This window comes from Serratia sp. CY29653 (assembly GCF_052169255.1).
GTDB lineage: Bacteria > Pseudomonadota > Gammaproteobacteria > Enterobacterales > Enterobacteriaceae > Serratia > Serratia sarumanii.
Genome location: NZ_JBJNLC010000004.1, coordinates 294,480 through 316,032, shown reverse-complemented (window position 1 = coordinate 316,032; position 21,553 = coordinate 294,480). Strand labels below are relative to the sequence as shown.

Genomic DNA, 21,553 nt, shown 5'->3' with positions numbered 1-21,553 from the left:
GCGGCAATAGCGCGGTGGTCCCACCTGACCCCATGCCGAACTCAGAAGTGAAACGCCGTAGCGCCGATGGTAGTGTGGGGTCTCCCCATGCGAGAGTAGGACACTGCCAGGCATCAAATAAAACAACAAGCCTCATGCGAAAGCATGGGGCTTTTTGTTTTGTCTGTTATCTGGCGTTCTGCTCGAGCATGGCCATGCGAAAGGCCCGTCGGGAACGGGCCTTAACGCCGCGTGCGGCGGCCCCGCAGGGGAGAGTCTCAGGATGAGACGAATACTGTAGGACAAATCCGCCGGGAGCGGATTTGAACGTTGCGAAGCAACGGCCCGAAGGGGGGCGGGCAGGACGCCCGCCATAAACTGCCAGGCATCAAACAAAGCCGAAAGCCCTGAACTGACGTTCAGGGCTTTTTGCTATGCGTAAAACGGAAAATCCCCGTTGCAATCCGCTTCAGCTTTCAGCGTGCGGTTTAATATTCATCACAAATTCCGCGCATTGTCCCTTCAAACGCCAGATATTCTTCGTCCGCTATTAAGTTTGGCTGTTAACTTATAAATAACAATAAGGTAACAACCAGAGCGGCAGGACGCCGAATTTCATCATTGCTATGGCTCGGAGAAAATACCATGACAGAAACAACCTCGGTTCTTGAGGATGAACGCGGCGTCGAACAGGGGGCGCTGGATAACAAAAAACGCATTTTTGCCATCGTCGGGGCTTCATCAGGCAATCTGGTGGAGTGGTTTGATTTTTACGTTTACTCCTTCTGCTCAATCTATTTTGCTGCCTCATTTTTTCCGGCGGGCAACAGCACCACACAGCTGCTGCAAACCGCCGGGGTGTTCGCCGCCGGCTTCTTTATGCGACCTATCGGCGGCTGGCTGTTCGGCTACATCGCCGACAAACACGGCCGGAAAAACTCGATGCTGCTTTCGGTCTGCATGATGTGCGCCGGATCGTTGGTGATCGCCTGCCTGCCGACGTATGAGTCGATCGGCAGCTGGGCGCCGGCGCTGCTGCTGATCGCGCGATTGTTCCAGGGGCTGTCTGTGGGCGGCGAGTACGGCACCAGCGCCACCTACATGAGCGAGGTGGCAATCAAGGGGCGGCGCGGCTTCTACGCATCGTTCCAGTATGTCACGCTGATCGGCGGGCAACTGCTGGCGCTGCTGGTATTGGTGATCCTGCAGCAAATATTGTCCGGTGAAGAGCTGAAGGCGTGGGGCTGGCGTATCCCGTTTGCGCTCGGTGCGCTGTTGGCGGTGGTGGCGCTGTACCTGCGCCGCTCGCTGAATGAAACCTCCGATGCGAAAACACGTAACCACCAAGATGCCGGTTCGCTGACGGGGCTATGGAAAAACCGCAAGGCGTTTGTGATGGTGTTGGGCTTTACCGCCGCCGGTTCACTGACCTTTTACACTTTTACCACCTATATGCAGAAATATCTGGTGAACACCGCCGGTATGGACGCCAAGCTGGCCAGCGGCATCATGACCGCCGCGCTGTTCGTCTTCATGCTGCTGCAGCCGGCGGCAGGCGCGTTCTCGGACAAAATCGGCCGTCGCAGCTCGATGCTGATCTTCTCGGCATTGGCCACCCTGTTGACGGTGCCGATCCTGTTCGCCCTGAAAGGGGTGAGCAACCCCTTTATGGCGTTCAGCCTGATCGTACTGGCGCTGTTCGTTGTCAGCTTTTACACCTCGATCAGCGGGCTGCTTAAAGCCGAGATGTTCCCGCCGGAGGTGCGTGCGTTAGGGGTAGGCTTGTCTTATGCGGTAGCGAATGCCCTGTTCGGCGGTTCGGCGGAATATGTCGCGCTGTCGCTTAAATCGTTCGGCGTGGAAAATGCCTTCTTCTGGTATGTTTCCGGCATGTGCCTGCTGGCGTTGCTGGTCTCGCTCCGGCTGCATCGTAAAGGCAAGGAAATACAGCTGTAATAAAAACCCCGGCCTTGGCCGGGGTCAGAGTAGATCTTACAGGATACGGCTAATCAACCGATCGATGCGGATACGCCGCAGACGGCGAATCAGTTTGCGCACCTTGATCGGGTACTGCTGAATGCTTTGCAGCTCCTGATAATGGCCGACCACGGTGGTGTGAGTGCGGATGCACTCCAGTTCTGTTTGCCGTTGCTCGCGCATTTCCTGCTTGGGATCGTGGATCAGAATGGCGTTTTCCAGATCCAACCGCCAGGCGCGCGGGTTGAGGTTATTGCCGGTAATCAGCTGCCACTCTTCGTCAACCCACATGCCTTTCAGATGATAGCTGTTATCGCCATCCTTCCACAGACGCACGATCAGCTGCCCGGTGTCGATATAGCGCTGCAAACGGCTCAGAAAACGGCGTAGGTTGATCTCGTACAGGTAGGGCAGCGCGCCGATGATTTTGAACGGCTGGTCTTCCGGAATATAGAAGTCGTTGGCGGTCTTGTCGCCGACGATGATCTCCACCTGTTTGCCCTGGCGCAGCAGATAAATGATATTGCGCACCAGCAGCGCCGGCAGGTTGAAATAAGGGGTGCATAGCGTCAGTTTCTGGTCGGCGCACGACATCAGGTGATGAATGGTTTTATTCAGCACGCTTTGCTTGCCAAGCCCAACCAGCGGCGTCACCGCCAGCTCATCGTTGCCGGCCTTGCCGCGGAAGTGATAGCCGGCGCGGCGCAGGGCGAAACGGAACAGGCGGGTCTCGTTTTTGATCTCCGGGCTTTTCGGCCGATCGCTGCGATCGAGGCGCTGTACGGCGCCGGCGGTGAGCAGATGCTGCTTGATGTAATCGATCAGGGTATCGGCCAACACCTCGTTGGTGATCAGCTGGTAGCGATCGTAACGGTATTTCTCATGCTGATGCAGATAAACGTCGTTGATGCTGGCGCCGCTGTAGATCACGGTATCGTCGACCACAAAGCCCTTCAGGTGCAGTACGCCCAACGCTTCGCGGGTATTGACCGGCACGCCGTAGATAGGCACCGACTGCTCGGGATGTTGGCCGGCCATGGCGCAGTACCAGTCGGCGTTGGTATTGGCGGCGGCGGCGCCGATGCGGCCGCGCTGTGCGCGGTGCCAGTCGACCAGCACGCAGATTTCCAGCTCGGGCCGCCGCTGCTTGGCTTGATACAGCGCGTTGAGGATCTCGCGCCCTGCGTCGTCATGCTCCAGATACAGGGCCACCAGATAGATGCGTTGGGTAGCGTTGGCGATGGCGTCCAGCAGCGTGGTGCGAAAATCGGACGGCGCGTACAACGTACGAACATCAGCAACCGTCTGGGGGAGTTTGGGCAGTTGTGCAAGGTGTTGTTGATGTTTGCTACGTTTAAATTTTGACAACATCACAGTGCGTTTCTTCTCTCATGATTGATGGCCGGAACGCCACAGGCATAAAAACATTAAACCGAATAATCGGGCGATAATACCATTAGTTGCCTCGATTGTGCGTATGTTTTGGCGTTAAGTGGTGGATTCGTAGCGCATTGCGACGCAGGTCACTGCGCGTCGGCGGCCTGCAGCGGCAGCGTCAGATTGACGATGCCGTCCTCAAGCTGCACCTCAATGCCAAAGCCCAGCCGCTGCGCCAACGCGATCATGCCGCGGTTATTCGGCATGGTGATGCCGCTCAGACGGGTCAGGCCATGGGCGCGCGCATAGGCGATCATTTTCTCCAGCAGCTGGCGGCCCAGACCCAGGCCTTTCAGGTCGGAACGCACCAGCACGGCGAATTCGGCGTCGGTGTTGTCCGGATCGGACAGCGCGCGGGTCACGCCGATGATCTCGTCTGCGCGCACCGCCACAAAGGCCATTTCTCGATCGTAGTCGATCTGCGTCATGTTGGCCAAATCGTCATGGGTAAACTCGTTGATCTCGCTGAAGTAGCGATAATAGAGGTCTTCCTTGGTCACCCGGTCGATGAAATGCTTCAGCGCCGGCTCGTCTTCCGGCAGGATCGGGCGGAACAGGCATTGGCTGCCGTCTTTCAACGCGATGGTTTCTTCCAGCTCATGCGGATAAGGGCGAATCGCCAGCCGCGCCTGCGGATCGCCGCTGAACGGCGCGAGCTGCATCGAAACGTCCAGCAGGGTGAATTCGCTGCCGGAGGCCAGCACCGGGTGAATATCCAGCCGGGCGATCTCCGGGCAGTCGAGGATCAGGTTGGAGACCTGCACCAGCAGGCGGCTCAGCCCGGGGATATCCAAAGGGCGCAGCGCGCTGCGGCCGCGGATCTTGCCGCCTTTCACCGCCTGCAGCACCAGATAACGCGCCAGCGCCATGTTCAGCGGCGGCAGCGCGACCGCCACCTGATTTTCCTGGCGCCATTCCACGCCGCCTTCGCCCAGCATGATCAGCGGGCCGAAAATCGCATCCTGCTCCACCGCGATGCGCAGCTCCTGGGCGCCGGCGCGGTTAGCCATGCTCTGCACCAGCAGGCCGTGAATGCGCGCCTGAGGGTAGGTGCGCTTTACGCGGTCGAGGATCGCCTCCGCCGCGCGCTGCACTTCGGTCGCGGTGCGCAGGTAGAGCATGACGCCCTGAACTTCCGATTTGTGCGGGATATCCGGCGAACGCAACTTCAGCGCCACCGGGTAGCCGATCTGTTCGGCAATGTGTACCGCTTCGGCGCTGTCCTCGGCAATCCAGGTCGGCAGGGTGCTCAGATCGTAGGCCTGCAGGATGGATTGCACCTCGTGGGTATCCAACTGGGTGGCGCCTTCGGCCAGCGCCTGATGGATAAGGCGGTGGGCGTCGGCGGTGTTGGCGGTCAGGCCGATCGGCAGCGCAGGCGTCTCTTTCAGCTGCTTCTGGTTGCGGCGATATTCCACCATATGCATAAAGGCGGTCACCGCGCCTTCCGGGGTGCGGTAGGTGGGAATGGCGGCCTCGGTAAACAGCCGGCGCGCCTCTTGCGAAGAGTATTCGCCGCACCAGTTGGTCAGCAACGTGATGCGCTTGCCGCGCGCATGGCGATGCAGCGCGTCGATCAGCCGTTCCGCCGTGGCGGTGCCCGGCGCCGCCGCGCTCGGCGCGTGGATCAACAGCAGCGCGTCATAGTCGTGGCTGTCGAGCAGCGCTTCGATTGCCGCCAGGAAGCGCTGCGGCGTGGCGTCATCGCGCAGGTCGAGCGGATTGCCGGCGCGGATGAAATCCGGCAGCGCGTCGCTCAATTTTGCCAGGCTCTCATCGCTCAGCGTGGCCAGTTTGCCGTTGCGTCCGAGCAGTTCGTCCAGCGCCATCGCCGCCGGCGCCGCCCCGTTGCTGACGATCATCAGCCGCTCGCCGCGCAGCGGATGCATATGGCTGAGGGTTTCCACCGCCGAGAACAGCTCGTGGGTATCCTGCACGCGCAGCAGGCCGGCGCGCTGGATAGCGGCGTCATAGGCGGCGTCCAGCCCCAGCTGGCTGTTGAGCAGCAGCTGCGCCTGTTGGCTGCGGCCGCTTTTGATCACCAGAATGGGCTTGTTGCGTGAGGCGCTGCGCGAGGCGGAGAGAAAGCGCCGTGCGTCGCTGATGTTTTCCAGATACAGCAGGATGGCGCTGGTCTTGCTGTCGCGCGCCAAAAAGTCGAGCAGGTCGTCGACGTCGATATCCAGGCTGTCGCCCAGCGCGATGAAGTAGGAGAAACCGACTTCGCGCTGCTGCGCCCAGTCGAGAATGGTGTTGGCCACGGCGGCGGACTGCGAGATAAACGCCAGTTTGCCCTTTTGGATCGGCACCGGCGAGAAGCTGGCGTTGATGCCCTGCCACGGCGCCAGCAGCCCCAGACTGTTGGGGCCCAACAGCCGCATGGCATAGCGCTGCGCGCAGGCCTTCAGCTCGGCGAACTGTTCCGGCGGCGAAGAGAGCACGATGGCGGTTTTGCAGCCGCGTTGGCCCAGCGCTTCAATCAGCGCCAGATTGCGTTTGGCGTGGGTGCAGATGATCGCCAGATCCGGCGTCAGCGGCAGGCTGGCGACGTCGGGGTAGGCCATCACGCCGCATACCGCCTTGTAGCGCGGCGTGACCGGCAAGATGGGCCCGCCGAATCCGCCGGCCAGCAGGTTGCTCATCATCAGGTTGCCGGCGCGGCCGGGCTGCTGCGAAGCGCCCAGCACGGCGATCGATTTGGGACGTAGTAGCGCTTCTAACCCTCGCTGGCTCATGCACGGCTCCTTTTGGCAACGTTACGCCTGATTTTAGGCGCTTTCTGGCTACATTGCTGTGACCGGTGCCTCCGGCCGGGTCGGTTTTCCCGCCAGATACTGTTGACGGAAATAGCGGAAATGCTGATTCAAACCGTCGGCGGCCGGCAGATCGCCCGCCTGTTGCAGCAGGGCGGCGGCCACTTCCGCCGTGCAGTGTTGCTCGGCGCGGCTGGCTTCGCGCAGCTGGTAGTTCGATGCCGCGTCGACGTTGAGGGAAAACACCGGGAATTGATTGAGGTACGGGCTTTTACGGAACATTTTGCGCGCTTCCGCCCAGGTGCCGTCCAGCATGATGAACAGCGGCGGTTTGCCGCCGGCGGGCAGCTCGCTGAACACCGGCCGTTCGGCGTCGGCGTAGGAAGCGGGGAACACCACATAAGGCTGCCGCGCCGGATCGTTGATGGCCGCCAGCAGGGCCGGATCGATCTCGGTGCGTGACCAGAGAAACGCCTGGGTGTCCGGCAGGATATCGGCGATCAGGCGGCCGGTGTTGCTGGGCTTGAGCGGCTCGGCGCCGAACATGATCAGGCAGAAACGGCTGCCGGCCTGCTGCGGGCGAATGGTGTCGCACAGGCAGTTTTTATGCGGTAGCAGGCAACCCTGACAACGCGCCACCCGGCAACCGCGCGCCAGAAAAGGGCGGGTGGCGCGGTCTAAACGGAATTGGCGCAGGCGAAGTACGGCGTTGTCGGTCATAACGATCCTGGGGAAAAACCGCCATTGTAACGCAGAAAAAAGCCCGCCGGGAGGGGCGGGCTCGATCGGGGCACGTTCGCGCGCGATGGCGGGATACGGCCTATACTTGCCGAATCACACTAACTCGTTGAGCCAGTTGTCAAACGGCGCTTTCGGCATCGCGCCGTTGAGCATATCGACCATTTTGCCCTGACGGAACACCATGATGGTCGGGATGCTGCGGATGCGGAAACGGGCGCTCAGCTCCGGCTCGGCTTCGGTGTTCACTTTCACGAAGCGCACTTTGCCGGCGCGCTCTTCGGCCACGTCTTCAAAGATCGGCGCAAAGCTGCGGCACGGGCCGCACCACGGCGCCCAAAAATCGACCACGACCGGCAGATCGTCCTGCAGCAACTGGTCCAGCGTGGCGGCGGTGGCGTTGATCACTTCACCGTCGAAGAGCTCATGGCCGCAGCGGCCGCATTTCGCGTTGTCCGCCAGACGTTCTTCCGGCACGCGGTTGGTGGCATTGCAAGCTGCACAAACTGTATTCATGTTGACCTCGGGTACAGAGAAAGCATGGTCCCCGCAACGCGGTTGCGGAGATGTTTCTTTAATGCTGACAATTATCGGCAAAACCCGGCGCATGAACAATGAGGTTTGTTCAATGGATGTGATAGTTGGGAGCTTTTAGCGCAAGTTGGTGGCTTCGTGCACCAACATCAGGTAATCTTCGCGCCCTGCGCGTTGGTGGAGAAGACAATGAACGATTCATTTAGTGGCAAGAACGGTAAAGTCAAAGTGATGTACGTCCGCAGTGACGACGACAACGGCGACGACCGCAACAAGAATAAACGTCCGGCCGGCAAAGGCCGTCCGGCTGACGGTGCGCGCTCGGGCCGCACCGGTCAAGACAAGGCGCGCGGCGGCAACGATCGCCGCGGCGCCGACTCCCGCCGCAGTGAAAGCGATCGTCCTCGCCGTCCGGCGCGCTCTGAAGATCGCGGCGGCAACGAGTCGCCGTGGAGAACCGTCTCGCGCGCGCCGAATGAAGAGCCGGCGTTCGATCACGGCGGCATCAGCGGCAAAAGCTTTATCGATCCGGAACAGCTGCGCCGCCAGCGCGCGGAAGAAACCCGCGTTTACGGTGAAAACGCCTGTCAGGCGCTGTTCGCCAGCCGCCCGGAAGCGATCGTGCGCGCCTGGTTCGTGCAGTCGGTCACCCCGCGCTTCCGCGAAGCGCTGCGCTGGATGGCGGCCAACCGCAAGGCTTACCACGTGGTGGATGAGGAAGAGCTGGCCAAGGCTTCCGGCACCGAGCACCACGGCGGCGTGTGCTTCCTGATCAAAAAACGTCAGGGGCTGGACGCGCAGACCTACCTGAAAACCGCCCCGGCGACCGACTGCGTGCTGGCGCTGGAAGAAGTAGGCAACCCGCATAACCTGGGCGCCATCGTTCGTTCGTGCGCCCATTTCGGCGTCAACGGCGTGCTGCTGCAGGATCCGGCGCTGCTGGAGTCCGGCGCGGCGGTGCGTACCGCAGAAGGCGGCGCTGAGCACATCAAGGCGATCAACGCCGACGATTTCCTGTCGGTGCTGGATACCTTCCGCAAGGCGGGTTACACCATCGTTACCACCTCCAGCCATAAAGGCACCGCGCTGGCGCAGGCCAAGCTGCCGGCCAAGATGGTGCTGGTGCTGGGCCAGGAACGTGACGGCCTGAGCGACAGCGCCTGGCAGCAGGGCGACATGAACGTGTCTATCGGCGGCACCGGCAAGGTGGAAAGCCTGAACGTTTCCGTGGCGACCGGCATTCTGCTGGCGGACTGGTGGCGTCAGAATCAGGCGTAATCTGTTCTACGTCGGATAAAAAACGGGCGCCTCAGGGCGCCCGTTTCGTTATTGAAGCTTAGTGGGCGCCGCCGCCCCCACCGCCGCCGGAGCTGAACGGCGGTTTCGCCACCCACACCAGCGCCAGCAGCACCAGGAATACCCCGGCCGACAGCCAGAAGATCTCGTTGGCGGAGATGATCAGGCCTTGCGCGGTGATCTCGTTGGCGATGTAGGCCGACGCCTGCTGCTTGCTCATGCCGAGCTGCTCCAGCTGCCGGTACATCTCCTGCGACTGCGGGTTGTACGGATTGACGAACTCCGTCAGCTGCGAATGGTGCTGCGATTCGCGCTGCGTCCACAGGGTGGTGGTGATCGAGGTGCCGATCGAACCCGCCAGCGTCCGCGTGAAGTTCGACAGGCTCGACGCCGCCGCCATGCGTTCCGGCGGCAGGCCGGACAGCGTGATGGTGGTCAACGGCATGAAGAAGCAGGCGATGGCGAAGCCCTGAACGAACTGCGGCCAGGCGGACGCGCCGAAGTCCATGCCCGGTTCAAACGTATAGGCGCGCCAGTAGAAGCACACGGCATACATGATGAAGCTGAAGGTCACCAGCTTGCGCATGTCGAGCCGGTTGCCGAACTTACCGATGATCGGCGACAGCAGCACCGGGATCAGCCCGACCGGCGCCGACGCCAGCCCCGCCCAGGTGGCGGTATAGCCGTATACCTCTTGCAGCAGCTGCGGCAACAGCACGATGGCGCCGAAGTACAGCATGTAGGCCAGGCTGATGCACAGGCAGCCGATGGTGAAGTTGCGTGACTTGAACAGTGACAGATCCACCACCGGGTGGTCGTCCGTCAGCTCCCAGACCACCAGGAACAGCAACGCCACCACCGCCACGACGGTCAGGGTGATGATCTCGGTCGAGTTGAACCAGTCCAGCTCCTTGCCCTGATCGAGCATCACCTGCAGCGAACCGATGCCGACGATCAGCAGCACCAGGCCGACGGTGTCGATCGGTTTGATCTCGGTTTTGGTTTCTCGCCCCTTCAGCGTCGCCATCGCCGCCACGATCACGAAGGCGCCGATCGGGATGTTGATGAAGAAGATCCAGCCCCAATGGTAGTTGTCGCTGATGTAACCGCCGAGGATCGGCCCGAAGATCGGCGCGACGATAACGGTCATCGACCAAAGCGCCAGGGCCATCGCCCGCTTGGCGGGCGGGTAGTTGTTCAGCAACAGGCTCTGCGACAGCGGGATCAGCGGCCCGGCCACCACGCCCTGGATCACGCGGAAGAGGATCAGCATGCCGAGGCTGTTGGAGATGCCGCACAGCCAGGAGGCGAGGACGAACAGCGCGGTGGACCAGAGGAACAGCCGCACTTCGCCGATGCGCTTCGCCAGCCAGCCGGTGATCGGGATCGAGATGGCGTTCGCCACGCCGAACGAGGTGATCACCCAGGTGCCCTGCGAGTTGGAAGACCCGAGGTTACCGGCAATGGTGGGGATCGCCACGTTGGCGATGGTGGAGTCCAGCACCTGCATGAAGGTCGCCATGGCGAGCGCGACCGTCATCCAGGCGAGCTGGGCGCCTTCAAGCGGTTTCTGTGGCAAGATGGCCTCCCGCGCGCTTAGCCGGCGTTCGCATGGATCACGTCGGCGATCAGCTGATTAACCGGCGCCAGGTTCAAGGCCAGCGCGTCGCTCTGGTACAGCGGTTTGTCGCGCACCACGTCGGCCAGCACGCGGCCGTCCAGGTTGGCGGTGTCGACGGTCACCAGCGTCGAAAGACCGATGCGCAGCGGATGGTCGGCCACCTGCTTGGCGTCGAGCTCAATACGCACCGGCAGACGTTGCACCACTTTGATCCAGTTGCCGGTCGCGTTCTGGGCCGGCAGCAGCGAGAAGGCGCTGCCGGTGCCCATGTCGATACCGGCCACTTTGCCCTGATATACCACGTCGTCGCCGTAGACATCGCTGACCACCGTCGCCGGCTGGCCGATGCGCATGTTGGCGATCTGGGTTTCCTTAAAGTTGGCGTCAACCCAAATGTGATCGGCCGGCACCACCGCCATCAGCGGCGAACCGGCGGCGATCTGCGCGCCGACCTGCACGCTGCGGCGCGAGACATAGCCGGTAATGGGGCTGATCACTTTGGTACGCTGCAGCGCCAGCCAGGCATCGCGCATCTGCGCGGCGGCCTGTTGGATCGCCGGCTGCTGTTCCAGCGGGGTATTCAGCACCATCGCCTGGTTGGCGTTGTATTGCTGCACCGCCACTTCCAGCGCGGCCTTGGCGCTGTCGACCGCATCGCGAGCGTGTTGCAGCTCTTCGCGGCCGATGGCGTCAACGCTGCCCAGCACCACACGGCGCTTCAGATCGTTCTCGGCCTTGCTCAGATCGGTCTTGCGCAGGGCGATGTTGGCCTGATATTGCTTGCTGTTGATGATCAGCTGGTGGGTCTGGCGCACGCTGTTGGCCAGGCCGGTCTTGGCGCGTTCAAACGCCTGCTCGGCATCGGTCGGATCGAGCGTCAGCAGCACGTCGCCCTGCTTGACGTAGTCGGTGTTGTCGAAATTGACGCTGTTCACGCTGCCGGACACCTGGGCCATGATCTGCACCTGGTTGCCGGAGACGTAGGCGTCGTCGGTTTCCTGATGATGACGCAGCACCAGGAACCAATACACTAAGTAAGCCACCCCTATAACAATGAAAATAACCGTCAGCAACAGTAGCCAAAATTTACGCTGCTTCTTTTTGCCGCTCGGCTGCTGCGGGTTTTGGATTTCCGCGCTTGCGCTCATGGTGTTCTCCAAGCCTTATATTATTATGCTTTCGAATCCGCTGCGGCCGGGGCCTGATAGCCACCGCCCAGCGCACGGATCAGTCCTATCTTCGCCTGCAGTAAGTTGCTGCTGGCATTCAACTCCGCCTGTTGCTGCTGCAATAGCTGCGTCTGGCTGGTCAACAGATCGTCGCGCCCGATAATCCCTGCCTGGTAACGGGCGTTGGCGACCTGATACACCTGTTGCATCGACTGGGCCGCGGACGCCGCCTGCAGCTGCTGTTGCGCAGAACTCTGCTGGATGGTGATGGCGTCGGCGGTTTCCTGTACCGCATTCAGGATGGTTTGGTTGTAGGATTCCACCGCTTCGTCATACAGCGCGGATTCCTCGCCCAGCTTGCTGCGCAGCGCCCCGGCGTGGAAGATCGGCAGCGAAATCGCCGGCATCACGTTCCAGGCCTGGCTGGCCGCTTCAAACAGATTCGGGCTGGTGCCACTGGTATTGGTGGTCATCAGGCCGGCGAAGGCTGAAATGGTCAGGCTGGGGTAAAACTCTTTACGCGCGGCGCTGACGCGCTGGCTGTAAGACTCCACCAGCTGGCGTTGCGCGGCGATGTCCGGGCGTTTGCCCAGCAGATCCGCCGTCAGCTCGCCCTGCGGCGCCATCAGGTTGTCTGCGGGCAAAGGCACCTGACGCAGGTGCTGCATGGCGTTCGGCCCCTGGCCCGCCAGCGCGGCGAGTTGGTGCCGGAGCTGCTCGATCTGCGACTGCAGCTGCAGGATCTGCTGCTTGGCGACGTCGGACTGCGCCTGGGTTTGTTGCGGCACGTCGACGCCGGTCAGCCCGGCCTGATAGCGCTGTTGGCGCAGCGCGGTCAGGCGCTCATTGTTGTTCACTTCCTGTTGCAGCAGCTTCTCGAGCGCCAGATTGCTCTGCAACTGATAGTAGGCGGACGCCACCGAGCTGGTCAGCGTCAGCGCCGCCTGTTCCTGCTCGGCGCGCGCGGCGTTGACCTGCGCTTTGGCGGCGTTCACCTGGTTGCGGTATTTGCCCCACCAGTCGAACTCGTACGCCAGGTTCAACCCCAGCGAGTTGGAGCTTGAATAGATCGGCTTATGCGGATACCCCAACCCCATATTGACGTTTTGCGGCACGCGCTGGCGCTGGGTGCTGGCGTTCAGATCCAGGTTCGGCCCGTTGGCGGCGCTGGCTTCGCCCACCACGCTTTGCGCTTCGCGCACGCGGGCGGCGGCCTGCCGCAGGGTCGGCGAGCTTTGCAGCGTTTGCGTCATCAGGGTATCCAACTGCGGATCCTTGAGGGCGCGCCACCACTGCGGGCTGACGGCCAGCGAACTGACTTTTGGCTGAGCCAACTGCAGGCTCTGCGGATCCATCAGCGTGGATTGCGGGGCAATATTATCGGTCGAAGCACACCCGGCCAGCAGCAACACGGCGAACAGCGGGGTGAATCTCCAGTTAAATGGGGATCGCATAATAGGTACCTGAACAGAAATTGTTAATTAGGGTAACTGTTCTGTGATTTCCATTTGATCCAGACGTGCCAGCAATTTGCGCGTCAGCTGTTCCAGCTGTTTTTGCTCATCGTCGGTCAACGTGGACCACAGGAAATGCAGACATTGGTGCTGCGGCGGCAGCAGTTGACTGAGAAACTCTTCCCCCTGCGGTGTCAGATGCAGATGCAAGCAGCGGCGATCGTTGTCGCTTTCCCGGCGCTCGATCCAGCCGCGTTTCTCCAGCTCATCGGCGATGCGGGTCGCATTGGTGCGCGAGGAGCCCAAGGCAGAGCTTAGCTCAGAAGGTTGGATGCTGTGGCTCTCCTGCGCATCCAGGGTAATCAGCGCCATAAACAGTGTTTCGTTAATCCCCTGCGCCTTGAGCATCTTATTGCGGTTTTCCAGCAGCTTGCCTTGCATGTGCATGCACAGGCGGGTCAGCAGGATTTCCTGATAAGGGAAATCTTTCTGCCGCGTGGCGCGGAAATTCAGCATTTGTTCTATGGGGGCAAACGAGCTTTCCATAATTTAGGGCCTCATTAATTTCGTTCGAGATAGTAACGACGGTGACTAATAATGTAAATGTTCAGCCGTGCGGATAATTTAGCAATTCGTGTCATTTGTCAGTGTTTGTAAAGATGTGGCGCCTGAAAACGCCAAAGTGAAGCCAAACGATCGGAGCGGCGTCAGCCCGGACCGAAAAGCATTAACAGCTTTAATGTGACGCCAAAGGCCGTCGCGCCGAGCAGCGTCGACAGAATGATGCTTTTGCTGCGGTAGAAGCACAGCGCCAGCGCGGCGAACCCCACCAACGTCGGCAGCAGCTTGTCCGGTTCGCGCATCACCACCGGCGTGCTGGAGACCACCAGCAGGGCGCAGATCGAGGCGATGCCGATGCTGTCGAGCAGCAGGGCGGTTTTACCGCGTTTGAGGCCGGGCTGGGCGCGCGCCGGCGCCAGCCGCAGCGGCAGATAACGGAACAGGTAATTGGCGCAGCCCACCACCAGACCGATCGCCAGCACATCAGTGTTCATGGGGGGCCTCCGCAGGGGCTGGCTGGAACAGGGCGGCGACGCAACCGGCGCCGATGCCGGCCAAAATGGCGACCGGAATGGAGAACAGCACCACGCCGAGCAGCGCGCCGGCCAGCGCGGCGGCGATAGTCAGGCTCTGCGGGCGGCGGAAGGCGGCCAGCAGGAAGCTGAGAAACAGCGCCGGCAGCATGAAGGCCAGCGAGGCTTCGATCACCGGGAACTGCTCCAGCGGGCCGTTGCCGAACAGCGCGCCGAGCGCGGTGCCGGCGACCCAGGAGAGCCAGGAACAGAGCGCGATGCCCAGCATCCAGTTTTCGCTCCAGCTGCGGTTATTGCGCATCAGCCTGGCGGTCGCGGCGGCGAAAACTTCATCGGTCAGGCCAAAGGCCCACATCGCCGTTTTGCCGGGCGACATGCGCGAGACGATGCGGTGACGCAGCGCCGGGCCGTACAGCAGGTGGCGCACGTCCATCGCCATCACCGTCAACGCGGAGACCCACAGCGACATTCCGGCGCTCAGCAGGGCGGTGATCACGAACTGGCTGGCGCCGGCATAGATGATGCAGGAGAAGAAAATGCTTTCCAGCGGGGAAAAGCCCAGTTTGACGGCGCTGAGGCCGAAGGCGAACGCCACCGGGACATACCCGATGACGATCGGCAAACTGTCGACGACGCCGTTGGCGAAGGTGGCGCTGACGGCGGGCGGATTGAGGCTGTCTGCAGCTTGGCTTTGCATGGTTGTGGGTCGCAGGGTAGATAGGACTTCAATAGTTTATGGCCAGAACATTACCAGAGAGTAAGTAATGTTTATACCCTGCACCGCTAATAAATTTCTTAAGTTACTATTTGCACGATAATCAGATTGTCGCCGGCCCCTGCGGATCGTGGTGCTTGCCGAGCCACCAGGTCAGCAGGTTGAGCAGGCATAACACCCCGCCGGCGGCGGCCACGCCGTACCAGCCGGCATGCTGATACGCCGAGGCGGAGAGCAGTGAACCGAGGGCGCCGCCGATAAAGTAGCTGGTCATGTAGCCGGCGGTCAGGCGGTTGCGCGCGTCCGGCATGATGCGGTACATCACGCTCTGGTTGGTGACGTGTACTGCCTGCACCGCCAGATCGAGGATCAGGATGCCGGCGATCAGCGCCCACAGCGATTGTTTAGCCAACGCGATGGGTATCCAGGACAGCAGCAACAACACCAGGCCGACGGTGGTGGTCAGCCCGGCCTTGCCCTTGTCCGCCAGATGCCCGGCGCGTGAAGCGGCCAGCGCCCCGGCGGCGCCCACCAGGCCGAACAGCCCGATCACCCCCTCGGAGTAGTTGAACGGCGGCGCGGCGAGCAGAAAGGCCATGGAGGTCCAGAGCACGCTGAAGTTGGCGAACGACAGGGCGCCGAGGATGGCGCGGGTGCGCAGCAGCGGCGTGCGGCAGAACAGGCTGAAGATCGAGGCCAGCAGCTGCGGGTAGTTCAGCCCGGAGTGCTGCTTATAGCGCGGCAGCGCGCGCCACAGGATCAGCGCCATCAGGATCATCAGCACGCTGGCGACCCAGTAGATGGTGCGCCAGCCGCCGAACGACGCCAGTGCGCCCGCGACGGTGCGCGCCAGCAGGATGCCGAGCAGCAGGCCGCTCATGATGATGCCGACGGTCTTGCCGCGCTTTTCCGGGTGAGCCAGCGTGGCGGCCAGCGGCACCAGGATCTGCGCCACCACCGAGAACAGCCCGGTGAGCGCGGTGCCGAGGATCATCATCGGCAGCGTGGCGGAGGTGGCGGTGATCAGCATACCCCCGGCGGCCAGCAGCGTCATGAAAACGATCAGCCCGCGGCGCTCGAACATATCGCCGAGCGGCACCAGCAGCAGCAGGCCGGTGGCGTAACCGAGCTGCGCGGCGGTGACGATAAAGCCGGCCTGGTTGACCGACAGATTGAAGCCGGTGGCGATGGTTTCCAGCAGCGGCTGCGCGTAATAGTTGCTGGCGACCGCCAGGCCGGTAGCGATAGCGATCAGCACGGTCAGCGCCGGGCTGAGGCCCGGGTGGACGTTTTGTTGGTTCATGATTTTTTCATCACGGGAAGAAGATAGCGCGCAGTATCCGGCAATGCGTCTGCAGAAACCAATGTATAATTTTCATTTGATTTATCTCATTTCAAGATAGATGCCATGAACCTGAAACAGATCCGCTATGCGCTGGCGGTGGCGGAGGAACAGAGCTTCACCCGGGCGGCGCAGCGCTGCCATACGGTGCAGTCGGCGCTCAGCCACCAGATCGCCAAACTGGAAGAAGAGCTGGGCTGTACGCTGTTTGAGCGCACCTCGCGTCGGGTGCGATTGACCCCCGCCGGCCAGGCTTTCATTCCCTCGGCGCAGCGGCTGCTGGCGGCGCAGCAGGCGCTGGTGGAAGAGGTGACCGCCGCCGGGGATGCGGTGTCCGGCACCTTGACCATCGGCACCATTTCAACCATAAACGCGATTGATCTGACCGAAAAGCTCGACAAGTTTCATCGCCACTATCCAGCGGTGAACATCCGCCTGTACGTCGGCATGAGCGAAGCCCTGCTGGAGGACGTGCGTCAGCAGAAGTGCGATATGGCGTTCGTCGGCATCTGGCCCGGCGATGTCGATTTGCTGCCGATGTCGCACCGGCAGTTGACCGATGAGCCGCTGGTGGCGTTGGTGGCGCCGCAGCATCCGCTGGCCAACCGCGAGCGGGTGAACCTGCAGGCGCTGGCGGAAGTGCCGCTGGTGGATTTCTACAGCGGCACCGGTGCGCGGCGCCAAACCGATCGCGCCTTCCAGGCGGCGGGCATCCGCCGGCACGTCAGTTTTGAAATCGATCATATCGAATGGTTGGAGAATCTGGTGCGGCGCGGATTGGCGGCGGGCATCGTACCGATCTCGACCGCGCAACGACTAAGCGCGCTGGTGTCGATTCCGATTGAAGACGGGCCGCGACGCCAAGTGTATTGCATCTGGCCGCAGCCCTTGTCAAACGCCGCCGCACGTTTTTTACAGTTCAGCGGCATCGATATGGCGGGGTAGAGGCGCGGCACAGGCGGCGCCCCTGAACGGTTACGGCTTCGCCGCTTCGGCGGCGGTTTTCACCCAGCCGTCGAAGGTCGCCTGGTGCGCCTTGATCCAGCCGTTGACGTGGTTCTGGATGTCGGCTTCCGAAGCCTGGCCTTCATGCATGCGCAGGTTTTGCGCGTTGATGTCGGCGATCGGCAGCTTCATGATGGCGAACAGCTTGGCGGCCGCCGGATTGGCTTCGGCCCACTGCTTGTTGGCGGCGATGCGCATGGTGTTGACCGGGAAGCCGTAGTTGGCGCCGTTAGGCAGCTTGGTGTCGACGTTCTTCTGCTCGCCCGGCAGGGAGGAGAACGGCACCTGCAGCCAGACCACGTCGCGCCCCGGCACCATCACATCGCTGACCCAGTACGGCGTCCAGGTGTAATACAGCACCGGTTTGCCCTCTTTGTAACGGGTGATGGTGTCGGCGATCATCGCCGCGTAGTTGCCCTGGTTGTGCTCGACGGTGTTGCTCAGGCCGTAGGCCTTGATGTGGTGGTTGATCACCGCTTCGCAGCCCCAGCCCGGGGTGCAGCCGGTCAGATCGGCCTTGCCGTCGCCGTTGGTGTCGAACAGCTTGGCGATCTTGGGATCCTTGAGCTGCTCGACGTTGGTGATGTGATATTGCTCGGCGGTCTTCTTGTCGATCAGGTAGCCCTGCGCGGCGCCGTTGACGTAGACGCCTTCGCGGTAGAACTTGGCGTCGCCGCCGGCGGCCTTGTACTGATCGGCGTGCAGCGGATCCCAGTTGACCGCGATAAAGGTCGCGTCGCCGGAGGCGATCGAGGTGTAGGCGACGTTGTAATCCACTTCACGCGGTTCTTTCACGTCGTAACCCAGTTTTTCCAGCGCCTTGCTGACCAGCAGCGTCTGGAACGTCTCTTCGGAAATGGTGCTTTGCACCGGCTGTACCGCGATCCCCTTGCCGGGTAAATCTGCCGCGCTCACGCTCTGTGAGCCAATCAGCGTCGTCAGGGCGAGAGCCCAGATGCCCGTAGTGCGCATAGTGTTTCCCCTTTTTTCGATGTGGTGGTGTCATAGCCCGCCGGGGCCGCAGCCGCCGGCGGGAAAAGCGTCAGGCTTGTTTGATGAACGGGCGAGTCAGCAGCCCGATGGGGCCGCGGCGATACCAGCGGCCGATGCCTTTGCTGCGGCGATCGCGCCCCAGCGATTGGGTGAGGCGATCGAGAATGATCGCCAGGATCACGATGCCGACCCCGCCGACGGCGGCCAGGCCCATGTCCAGCCGGCCGATGCCGCGCAGCACCATCTGGCCCAGACCGCCGACGGCGATCATCGAGGCGATGACCACCATCGACAGCGCCAACATCAGCGTCTGGTTCACGCCGGCCATGATGGTCGGCATCGCCAGCGGTAGCTGCACCTTGAACAGCAGCTGGCGCGGGCTGGCGCCGAAGGACTCGGCGGCCTCGATCAGATCTTCCGGCACCTGCTTGATGCCGAGAATGGTCAGGCGCACGATCGGCGGCAGCGCGAAGATAATGGTCACGACCACGCCCGGCACGTTGCCGATACCGAACAGCATGACGATCGGCACCAGATAGACGAAGGCCGGAGTGGTCTGCATCGCGTCGAGCAGTGGCCTGATGACTTTGGCGGCGTGCTTGCTGCGCGCCAGCCAGATGCCGAGCGGCAGGCCGATAAGGATGCAGAAGAACAGTGCGGTCAGCACCAGCGCCAGCGTGACCATCGCCTGCGACCAGGCGCCGATGGCGCCGATGGCGACCAGGGAGAGCAGCGTTGCGGCACCCATGCCGAGGCCCGAGACCTGCCAGGCGAGCAGCGAGAACACCAGAATGGCGATCGGCGCCGGCATGCCCAGCAGCAGTTGCTGGAAGCCGCTCAGGATCATGTCGACCGGCACGCGGATGCCCTGGAACAGCGGGCGGAAGTGCAACACCAGCCAGTCGATGCCCTGCGTGACCCAGGTATCGAACGGCACCCAGGCCTTGTGGAACGGATCGAGCAGGCTGAAGTGTTCCGGCTGCGCCGGGGCGCTGCTGAGCCAATCGGCACCTGACGCGGCGGCGTCATGGGTGGCCGGCGGCGGCGCGCTGGACCAGGCGTCGCCGGCGTTGGCGGCGGCATCGTTTGCGGGTGCGGCGCCGGTATCGGCCGGTGCGGTAGCCCAGGGATCTTGGGTTTGCGTAGTATCACTCATTGGCGGAGCCCTCCTTGTCCAACGCCTGCAGCAGCATGGCCTTGGAGATGATGCCGAGATAGTTATGTTCTTCGCACACTACCGGCACCGCGCACGGCGCCTGGGCGACCAGGGAAATCAGATCGCTGAGCGGCGTGTCGGCCGGCACGGCGGCAGGAGCCTCGAGCAGGGCATCGTCCAGCGTTTGATTGGCGGACAGCGCCTTTTTCAGCGACTCTATCGACACCACGCCGATAAATTTCTTTCCGCGTTCAACAACATAACCATAATCACGGTCCTCATCGCGCAGCAGCTGCAGCGCCGATCGGGGGCCAAAGCCGGGGGTTTTGCGGATCAGCGTCACCGGGCGCCGTTGGGCGATATCCTTGGCGCTGAATACGTGACTGATGTCCACGCCGCGGAAGAAGGTGCGCACATAGTCGTTGGCCGGGTTGTTCAGGATCTCGTCCGGCGTGCCGACCTGGATCACCTCACCGCCCTGCATGATGGCGATGCGATCGCCGATGCGCATCGCTTCGTCCAGATCGTGGGAAATAAACACGATGGTGCGCTGATGTTGGGCCTGTAATTTCACCAGCTCATCCTGCATTTCGGTACGAATTAACGGATCGAGCGCCGAGAAGGCTTCGTCCATCAATAATATATCCGGGTTATTGGCCAGGGCGCGGGCTAATCCCACGCGCTGGCGCATGCCGCCGGATAATTCATCCGGATAAGACAGCGCATAATTCTCCAGCCCGACCTGACGCAGGGCATCCAGCGCTTTTTCCTGGCGCTCCTGCAGCGGTATGCCGGCTAATTCCATACCGAAGGCGGTGTTATTAATGACATTCATGTGCGGCATCAGCGCGAATGACTGAAATACCATGCTGATCTTATTTCGCCGCACGGTGCGCAGCGCCGCGTCGGATATTTTGGCGATGTCCTCACCGTCAATCAGCACCTGGCCGCGGGTGGGTTCTATCAGACGATTGAGAAGGCGTACCAGGGTGGACTTGCCGGAACCGGAGAGCCCCATGATGACAAATATCTCGCCTTCTTCAATGGCCAGAGTGGCGTCTTTTACGCCGAGCGATAAGCCGGTTTTTTCAAACAGCCGATCTTTTGTCAGACCTTTATCCAGCAGTTTGAATGCGCGTTCCGGGTGTTCGCCAAATATCTTATACAGGTTCTTTACTTCGAGTTTAATTGCCATGCAATTTGCTGTTTCCTCTGGTTTAATTAACGCGTTATGGGCTGTCCTTAGCAAAATAAAAGAGCTTTTTACCCTAACACAGTGAATATCTGAGGCAACCCTCAATGTCATTTAAATGGGATATTAGTGGTTTACATCAAGGTTTTAATTAGTTATGGTAATTTGGCCCGTGACTCAAAATTGACGGCCATTATTTGCCATAATGGTTTGGTTTTTGGGGAAATAATACGGTGTGGCGCCGAGAAATATTTGGGCGCCGCGCCTGCCGTTCGGATAATAAAAAACCCGACCAGAGGCCGGGTAAAAGTCATCAGTATTTCATCAGTTTTAACGACAGGTGCCGATATCGAGGGGGATATCGTCGGGCGTTATGTTATCGCCGTAATATGACAGCCAGATGGCAGCCTCAGGCCTTGCGATACAGCCGCCGCGGATGGCCGATATTGCCGTACAGCATCTCTACCCGCACGAACTGGGTGGCGACGCAATATTCCAGATAACGGCGGGCGGTGGTCTTGCTGATGCCGACCTGCTCCACCACGTCTTCCACCGCATGTGCCACCGCCGGCTGGGCGATAAACAGCGCCTGCACCAGCTCGAGGGTATTGGTTTCGATGCCTTTGGCGCTTGGCTCGCTGGAGAACTGCTTCGACTGCAGGTTGTACAGCGCATCGACGTTGTCCTGATCAATGATCTTGAAGGTGCGCTGGGTTTGCACGAACTGCATGAAGCGTTCGAGCGAATTGCGCAGCCGCTTGTAGGATACCGGCTTGATGATGTAGTCGAAGGCGCCGTTGCGGATCGCCTGGCTGCAGGTGTGCATGTCGCTGGCGGCGGTGATGAAGATCACCGAACAGGCGGGGTTCTTCACCGCCGGCTCTTCCATCAGCTCGATGCCCTGGCCGTCCGGCAGAAAGTTATCCAGCAGGATCAGCCGCGGCTGATGCGCATTGGCTTTGGCCCGCGCTTCGGCCAGCGTGGCGGCGTAAGCCACCACCCGCAGGTTGAAATTTTTCTCGATGAACTCCGCGTGCAGCGTCGCCAGTTGCGGCTCGTCTTCCACGATCAGAACGTCCAGTGCTTGGTGTGACATAA

19 protein-coding genes and 1 rRNA gene are annotated in these 21,553 nt (G+C 61.4%); 5 read left to right on the top strand and 15 right to left on the bottom strand.

Annotation, left to right across the window (positions count from 1 at the left end):
• Together rrf and ACJ8HN_RS19755 are read left to right on the top strand one after the other, a co-directional pair.
• A 5S ribosomal RNA gene (gene rrf, locus ACJ8HN_RS19760) occupies positions 1–112 on the top strand; the annotation flags it as partial.
• Between the two features lie 512 nt (positions 113–624).
• The gene (locus tag ACJ8HN_RS19755) at positions 625–1,935 is read left to right on the top strand and encodes an MFS family transporter (protein ID WP_442523845.1); all 1,311 of its coding nucleotides are present in this window, start codon (positions 625–627) and stop codon (positions 1,933–1,935) included.
• 36 nt (positions 1,936–1,971) lie between these two features.
• Here ACJ8HN_RS19755 and pssA read toward each other — a convergent pair whose 3' ends face one another.
• The 4 genes from pssA to trxC all read right to left on the bottom strand — a co-directional run bounded on the left by pssA (position 1,972) and on the right by trxC (position 7,400).
• Positions 1,972–3,327 carry a CDP-diacylglycerol--serine O-phosphatidyltransferase gene (gene pssA, locus ACJ8HN_RS19750; protein WP_033649759.1) on the bottom strand — a complete coding sequence of 452 codons (1,356 nt, stop codon included), beginning with the start codon at positions 3,325–3,327 and terminating at the stop codon, positions 1,972–1,974.
• Positions 3,328–3,479: 152 nt separating this feature from the next.
• Positions 3,480–6,128, bottom strand: a complete 2,649-nt coding sequence (locus ACJ8HN_RS19745; protein WP_033654341.1) for a bifunctional acetate--CoA ligase family protein/GNAT family N-acetyltransferase — start codon at positions 6,126–6,128, stop codon at positions 3,480–3,482.
• A 48-nt stretch (positions 6,129–6,176) separates the two neighbouring features.
• Positions 6,177–6,866: a tRNA-uridine aminocarboxypropyltransferase gene (locus ACJ8HN_RS19740; protein WP_060423795.1), complete on the bottom strand. Its 690-nt coding sequence runs from the start codon at positions 6,864–6,866 to the stop codon at positions 6,177–6,179.
• A 114-nt stretch (positions 6,867–6,980) separates the two neighbouring features.
• Positions 6,981–7,400, bottom strand: a complete 420-nt coding sequence (trxC, locus tag ACJ8HN_RS19735; RefSeq protein ID WP_004928868.1) for a thioredoxin TrxC — start codon at positions 7,398–7,400, stop codon at positions 6,981–6,983.
• A gap of 207 nt (positions 7,401–7,607) precedes the next feature.
• On the opposite strand from trxC, the gene ACJ8HN_RS19730 reads away from it, so the two are divergent.
• Positions 7,608–8,696: a tRNA/rRNA methyltransferase gene (locus tag ACJ8HN_RS19730; RefSeq protein WP_004928870.1), complete on the top strand. Its 1,089-nt coding sequence runs from the start codon at positions 7,608–7,610 to the stop codon at positions 8,694–8,696.
• A gap of 58 nt (positions 8,697–8,754) precedes the next feature.
• On the opposite strand, the gene emrB is transcribed toward ACJ8HN_RS19730, so the two are convergent.
• From emrB to ACJ8HN_RS19695, 7 genes are all read right to left on the bottom strand, one after another.
• On the bottom strand, positions 8,755–10,293 hold the full coding sequence (gene emrB, locus ACJ8HN_RS19725; RefSeq protein ID WP_442523844.1) for a multidrug efflux MFS transporter permease subunit EmrB: 1,539 nt from the start codon (positions 10,291–10,293) through the stop codon (positions 8,755–8,757).
• Positions 10,294–10,310: 17 nt separating this feature from the next.
• A complete protein-coding gene (gene emrA, locus ACJ8HN_RS19720; RefSeq protein WP_033649764.1) occupies positions 10,311–11,483 on the bottom strand; it encodes a multidrug efflux MFS transporter periplasmic adaptor subunit EmrA in 1,173 nt (390 codons plus the stop codon).
• A gap of 23 nt (positions 11,484–11,506) precedes the next feature.
• Positions 11,507–12,958: an efflux transporter outer membrane subunit gene (locus ACJ8HN_RS19715; RefSeq protein ID WP_033635706.1), complete on the bottom strand. Its 1,452-nt coding sequence runs from the start codon at positions 12,956–12,958 to the stop codon at positions 11,507–11,509.
• A 27-nt stretch (positions 12,959–12,985) separates the two neighbouring features.
• Positions 12,986–13,504, bottom strand: a complete 519-nt coding sequence (gene mprA / locus ACJ8HN_RS19710; RefSeq protein ID WP_004928879.1) for a transcriptional repressor MprA — start codon at positions 13,502–13,504, stop codon at positions 12,986–12,988.
• A gap of 161 nt (positions 13,505–13,665) precedes the next feature.
• Complete coding sequence (gene ygaH, locus ACJ8HN_RS19705) at positions 13,666–14,013, bottom strand: L-valine transporter subunit YgaH (protein WP_103773066.1); 348 nt, start codon at positions 14,011–14,013, stop codon at positions 13,666–13,668.
• Positions 14,003–14,749: an AzlC family ABC transporter permease gene (locus ACJ8HN_RS19700; RefSeq protein WP_033649769.1), complete on the bottom strand. Its 747-nt coding sequence runs from the start codon at positions 14,747–14,749 to the stop codon at positions 14,003–14,005. The genes ygaH and ACJ8HN_RS19700 overlap by 11 nt, the downstream gene beginning before the upstream one ends.
• Before the next feature lie 121 nt (positions 14,750–14,870).
• Positions 14,871–16,070, bottom strand: a complete 1,200-nt coding sequence (locus ACJ8HN_RS19695) for an MFS transporter (RefSeq protein WP_033635700.1) — start codon at positions 16,068–16,070, stop codon at positions 14,871–14,873.
• A 105-nt stretch (positions 16,071–16,175) separates the two neighbouring features.
• Here ACJ8HN_RS19695 and ACJ8HN_RS19690 point away from each other — a divergent pair, with 105 nt between their 5' ends.
• Positions 16,176–17,054, top strand: coding sequence for a LysR family transcriptional regulator (locus ACJ8HN_RS19690; protein ID WP_060443616.1), 879 nt, complete (start codon positions 16,176–16,178; stop codon positions 17,052–17,054).
• Between the two features lie 30 nt (positions 17,055–17,084).
• Here the strand turns inward: ACJ8HN_RS19690 and proX are convergent, their stop codons facing one another.
• From proX to proV, 3 genes are all read right to left on the bottom strand, one after another.
• Positions 17,085–18,086 carry a glycine betaine/L-proline ABC transporter substrate-binding protein ProX gene (gene proX, locus ACJ8HN_RS19685; RefSeq protein WP_033635697.1) on the bottom strand — a complete coding sequence of 334 codons (1,002 nt, stop codon included), beginning with the start codon at positions 18,084–18,086 and terminating at the stop codon, positions 17,085–17,087.
• A 70-nt stretch (positions 18,087–18,156) separates the two neighbouring features.
• Positions 18,157–19,263, bottom strand: a complete 1,107-nt coding sequence (proW, locus tag ACJ8HN_RS19680) for a glycine betaine/L-proline ABC transporter permease ProW (protein WP_033649771.1) — start codon at positions 19,261–19,263, stop codon at positions 18,157–18,159.
• The gene (gene proV, locus ACJ8HN_RS19675; RefSeq protein ID WP_033649772.1) at positions 19,256–20,458 is read right to left on the bottom strand and encodes a glycine betaine/L-proline ABC transporter ATP-binding protein ProV; all 1,203 of its coding nucleotides are present in this window, start codon (positions 20,456–20,458) and stop codon (positions 19,256–19,258) included. The genes proW and proV overlap by 8 nt, the downstream gene beginning before the upstream one ends.
• A 126-nt stretch (positions 20,459–20,584) precedes the next feature.
• On the opposite strand from proV, the gene ACJ8HN_RS19670 reads away from it, so the two are divergent.
• On the top strand, positions 20,585–20,848 hold the full coding sequence (locus ACJ8HN_RS19670) for a hypothetical protein (RefSeq protein WP_126171105.1): 264 nt from the start codon (positions 20,585–20,587) through the stop codon (positions 20,846–20,848).
• A gap of 16 nt (positions 20,849–20,864) precedes the next feature.
• Here the strand turns inward: ACJ8HN_RS19670 and ACJ8HN_RS19665 are convergent, their stop codons facing one another.
• A complete protein-coding gene (locus tag ACJ8HN_RS19665; protein WP_033635694.1) occupies positions 20,865–21,551 on the bottom strand; it encodes a response regulator in 687 nt (228 codons plus the stop codon).
• Between the last annotated feature and the right edge of the window lie 2 nt (positions 21,552–21,553).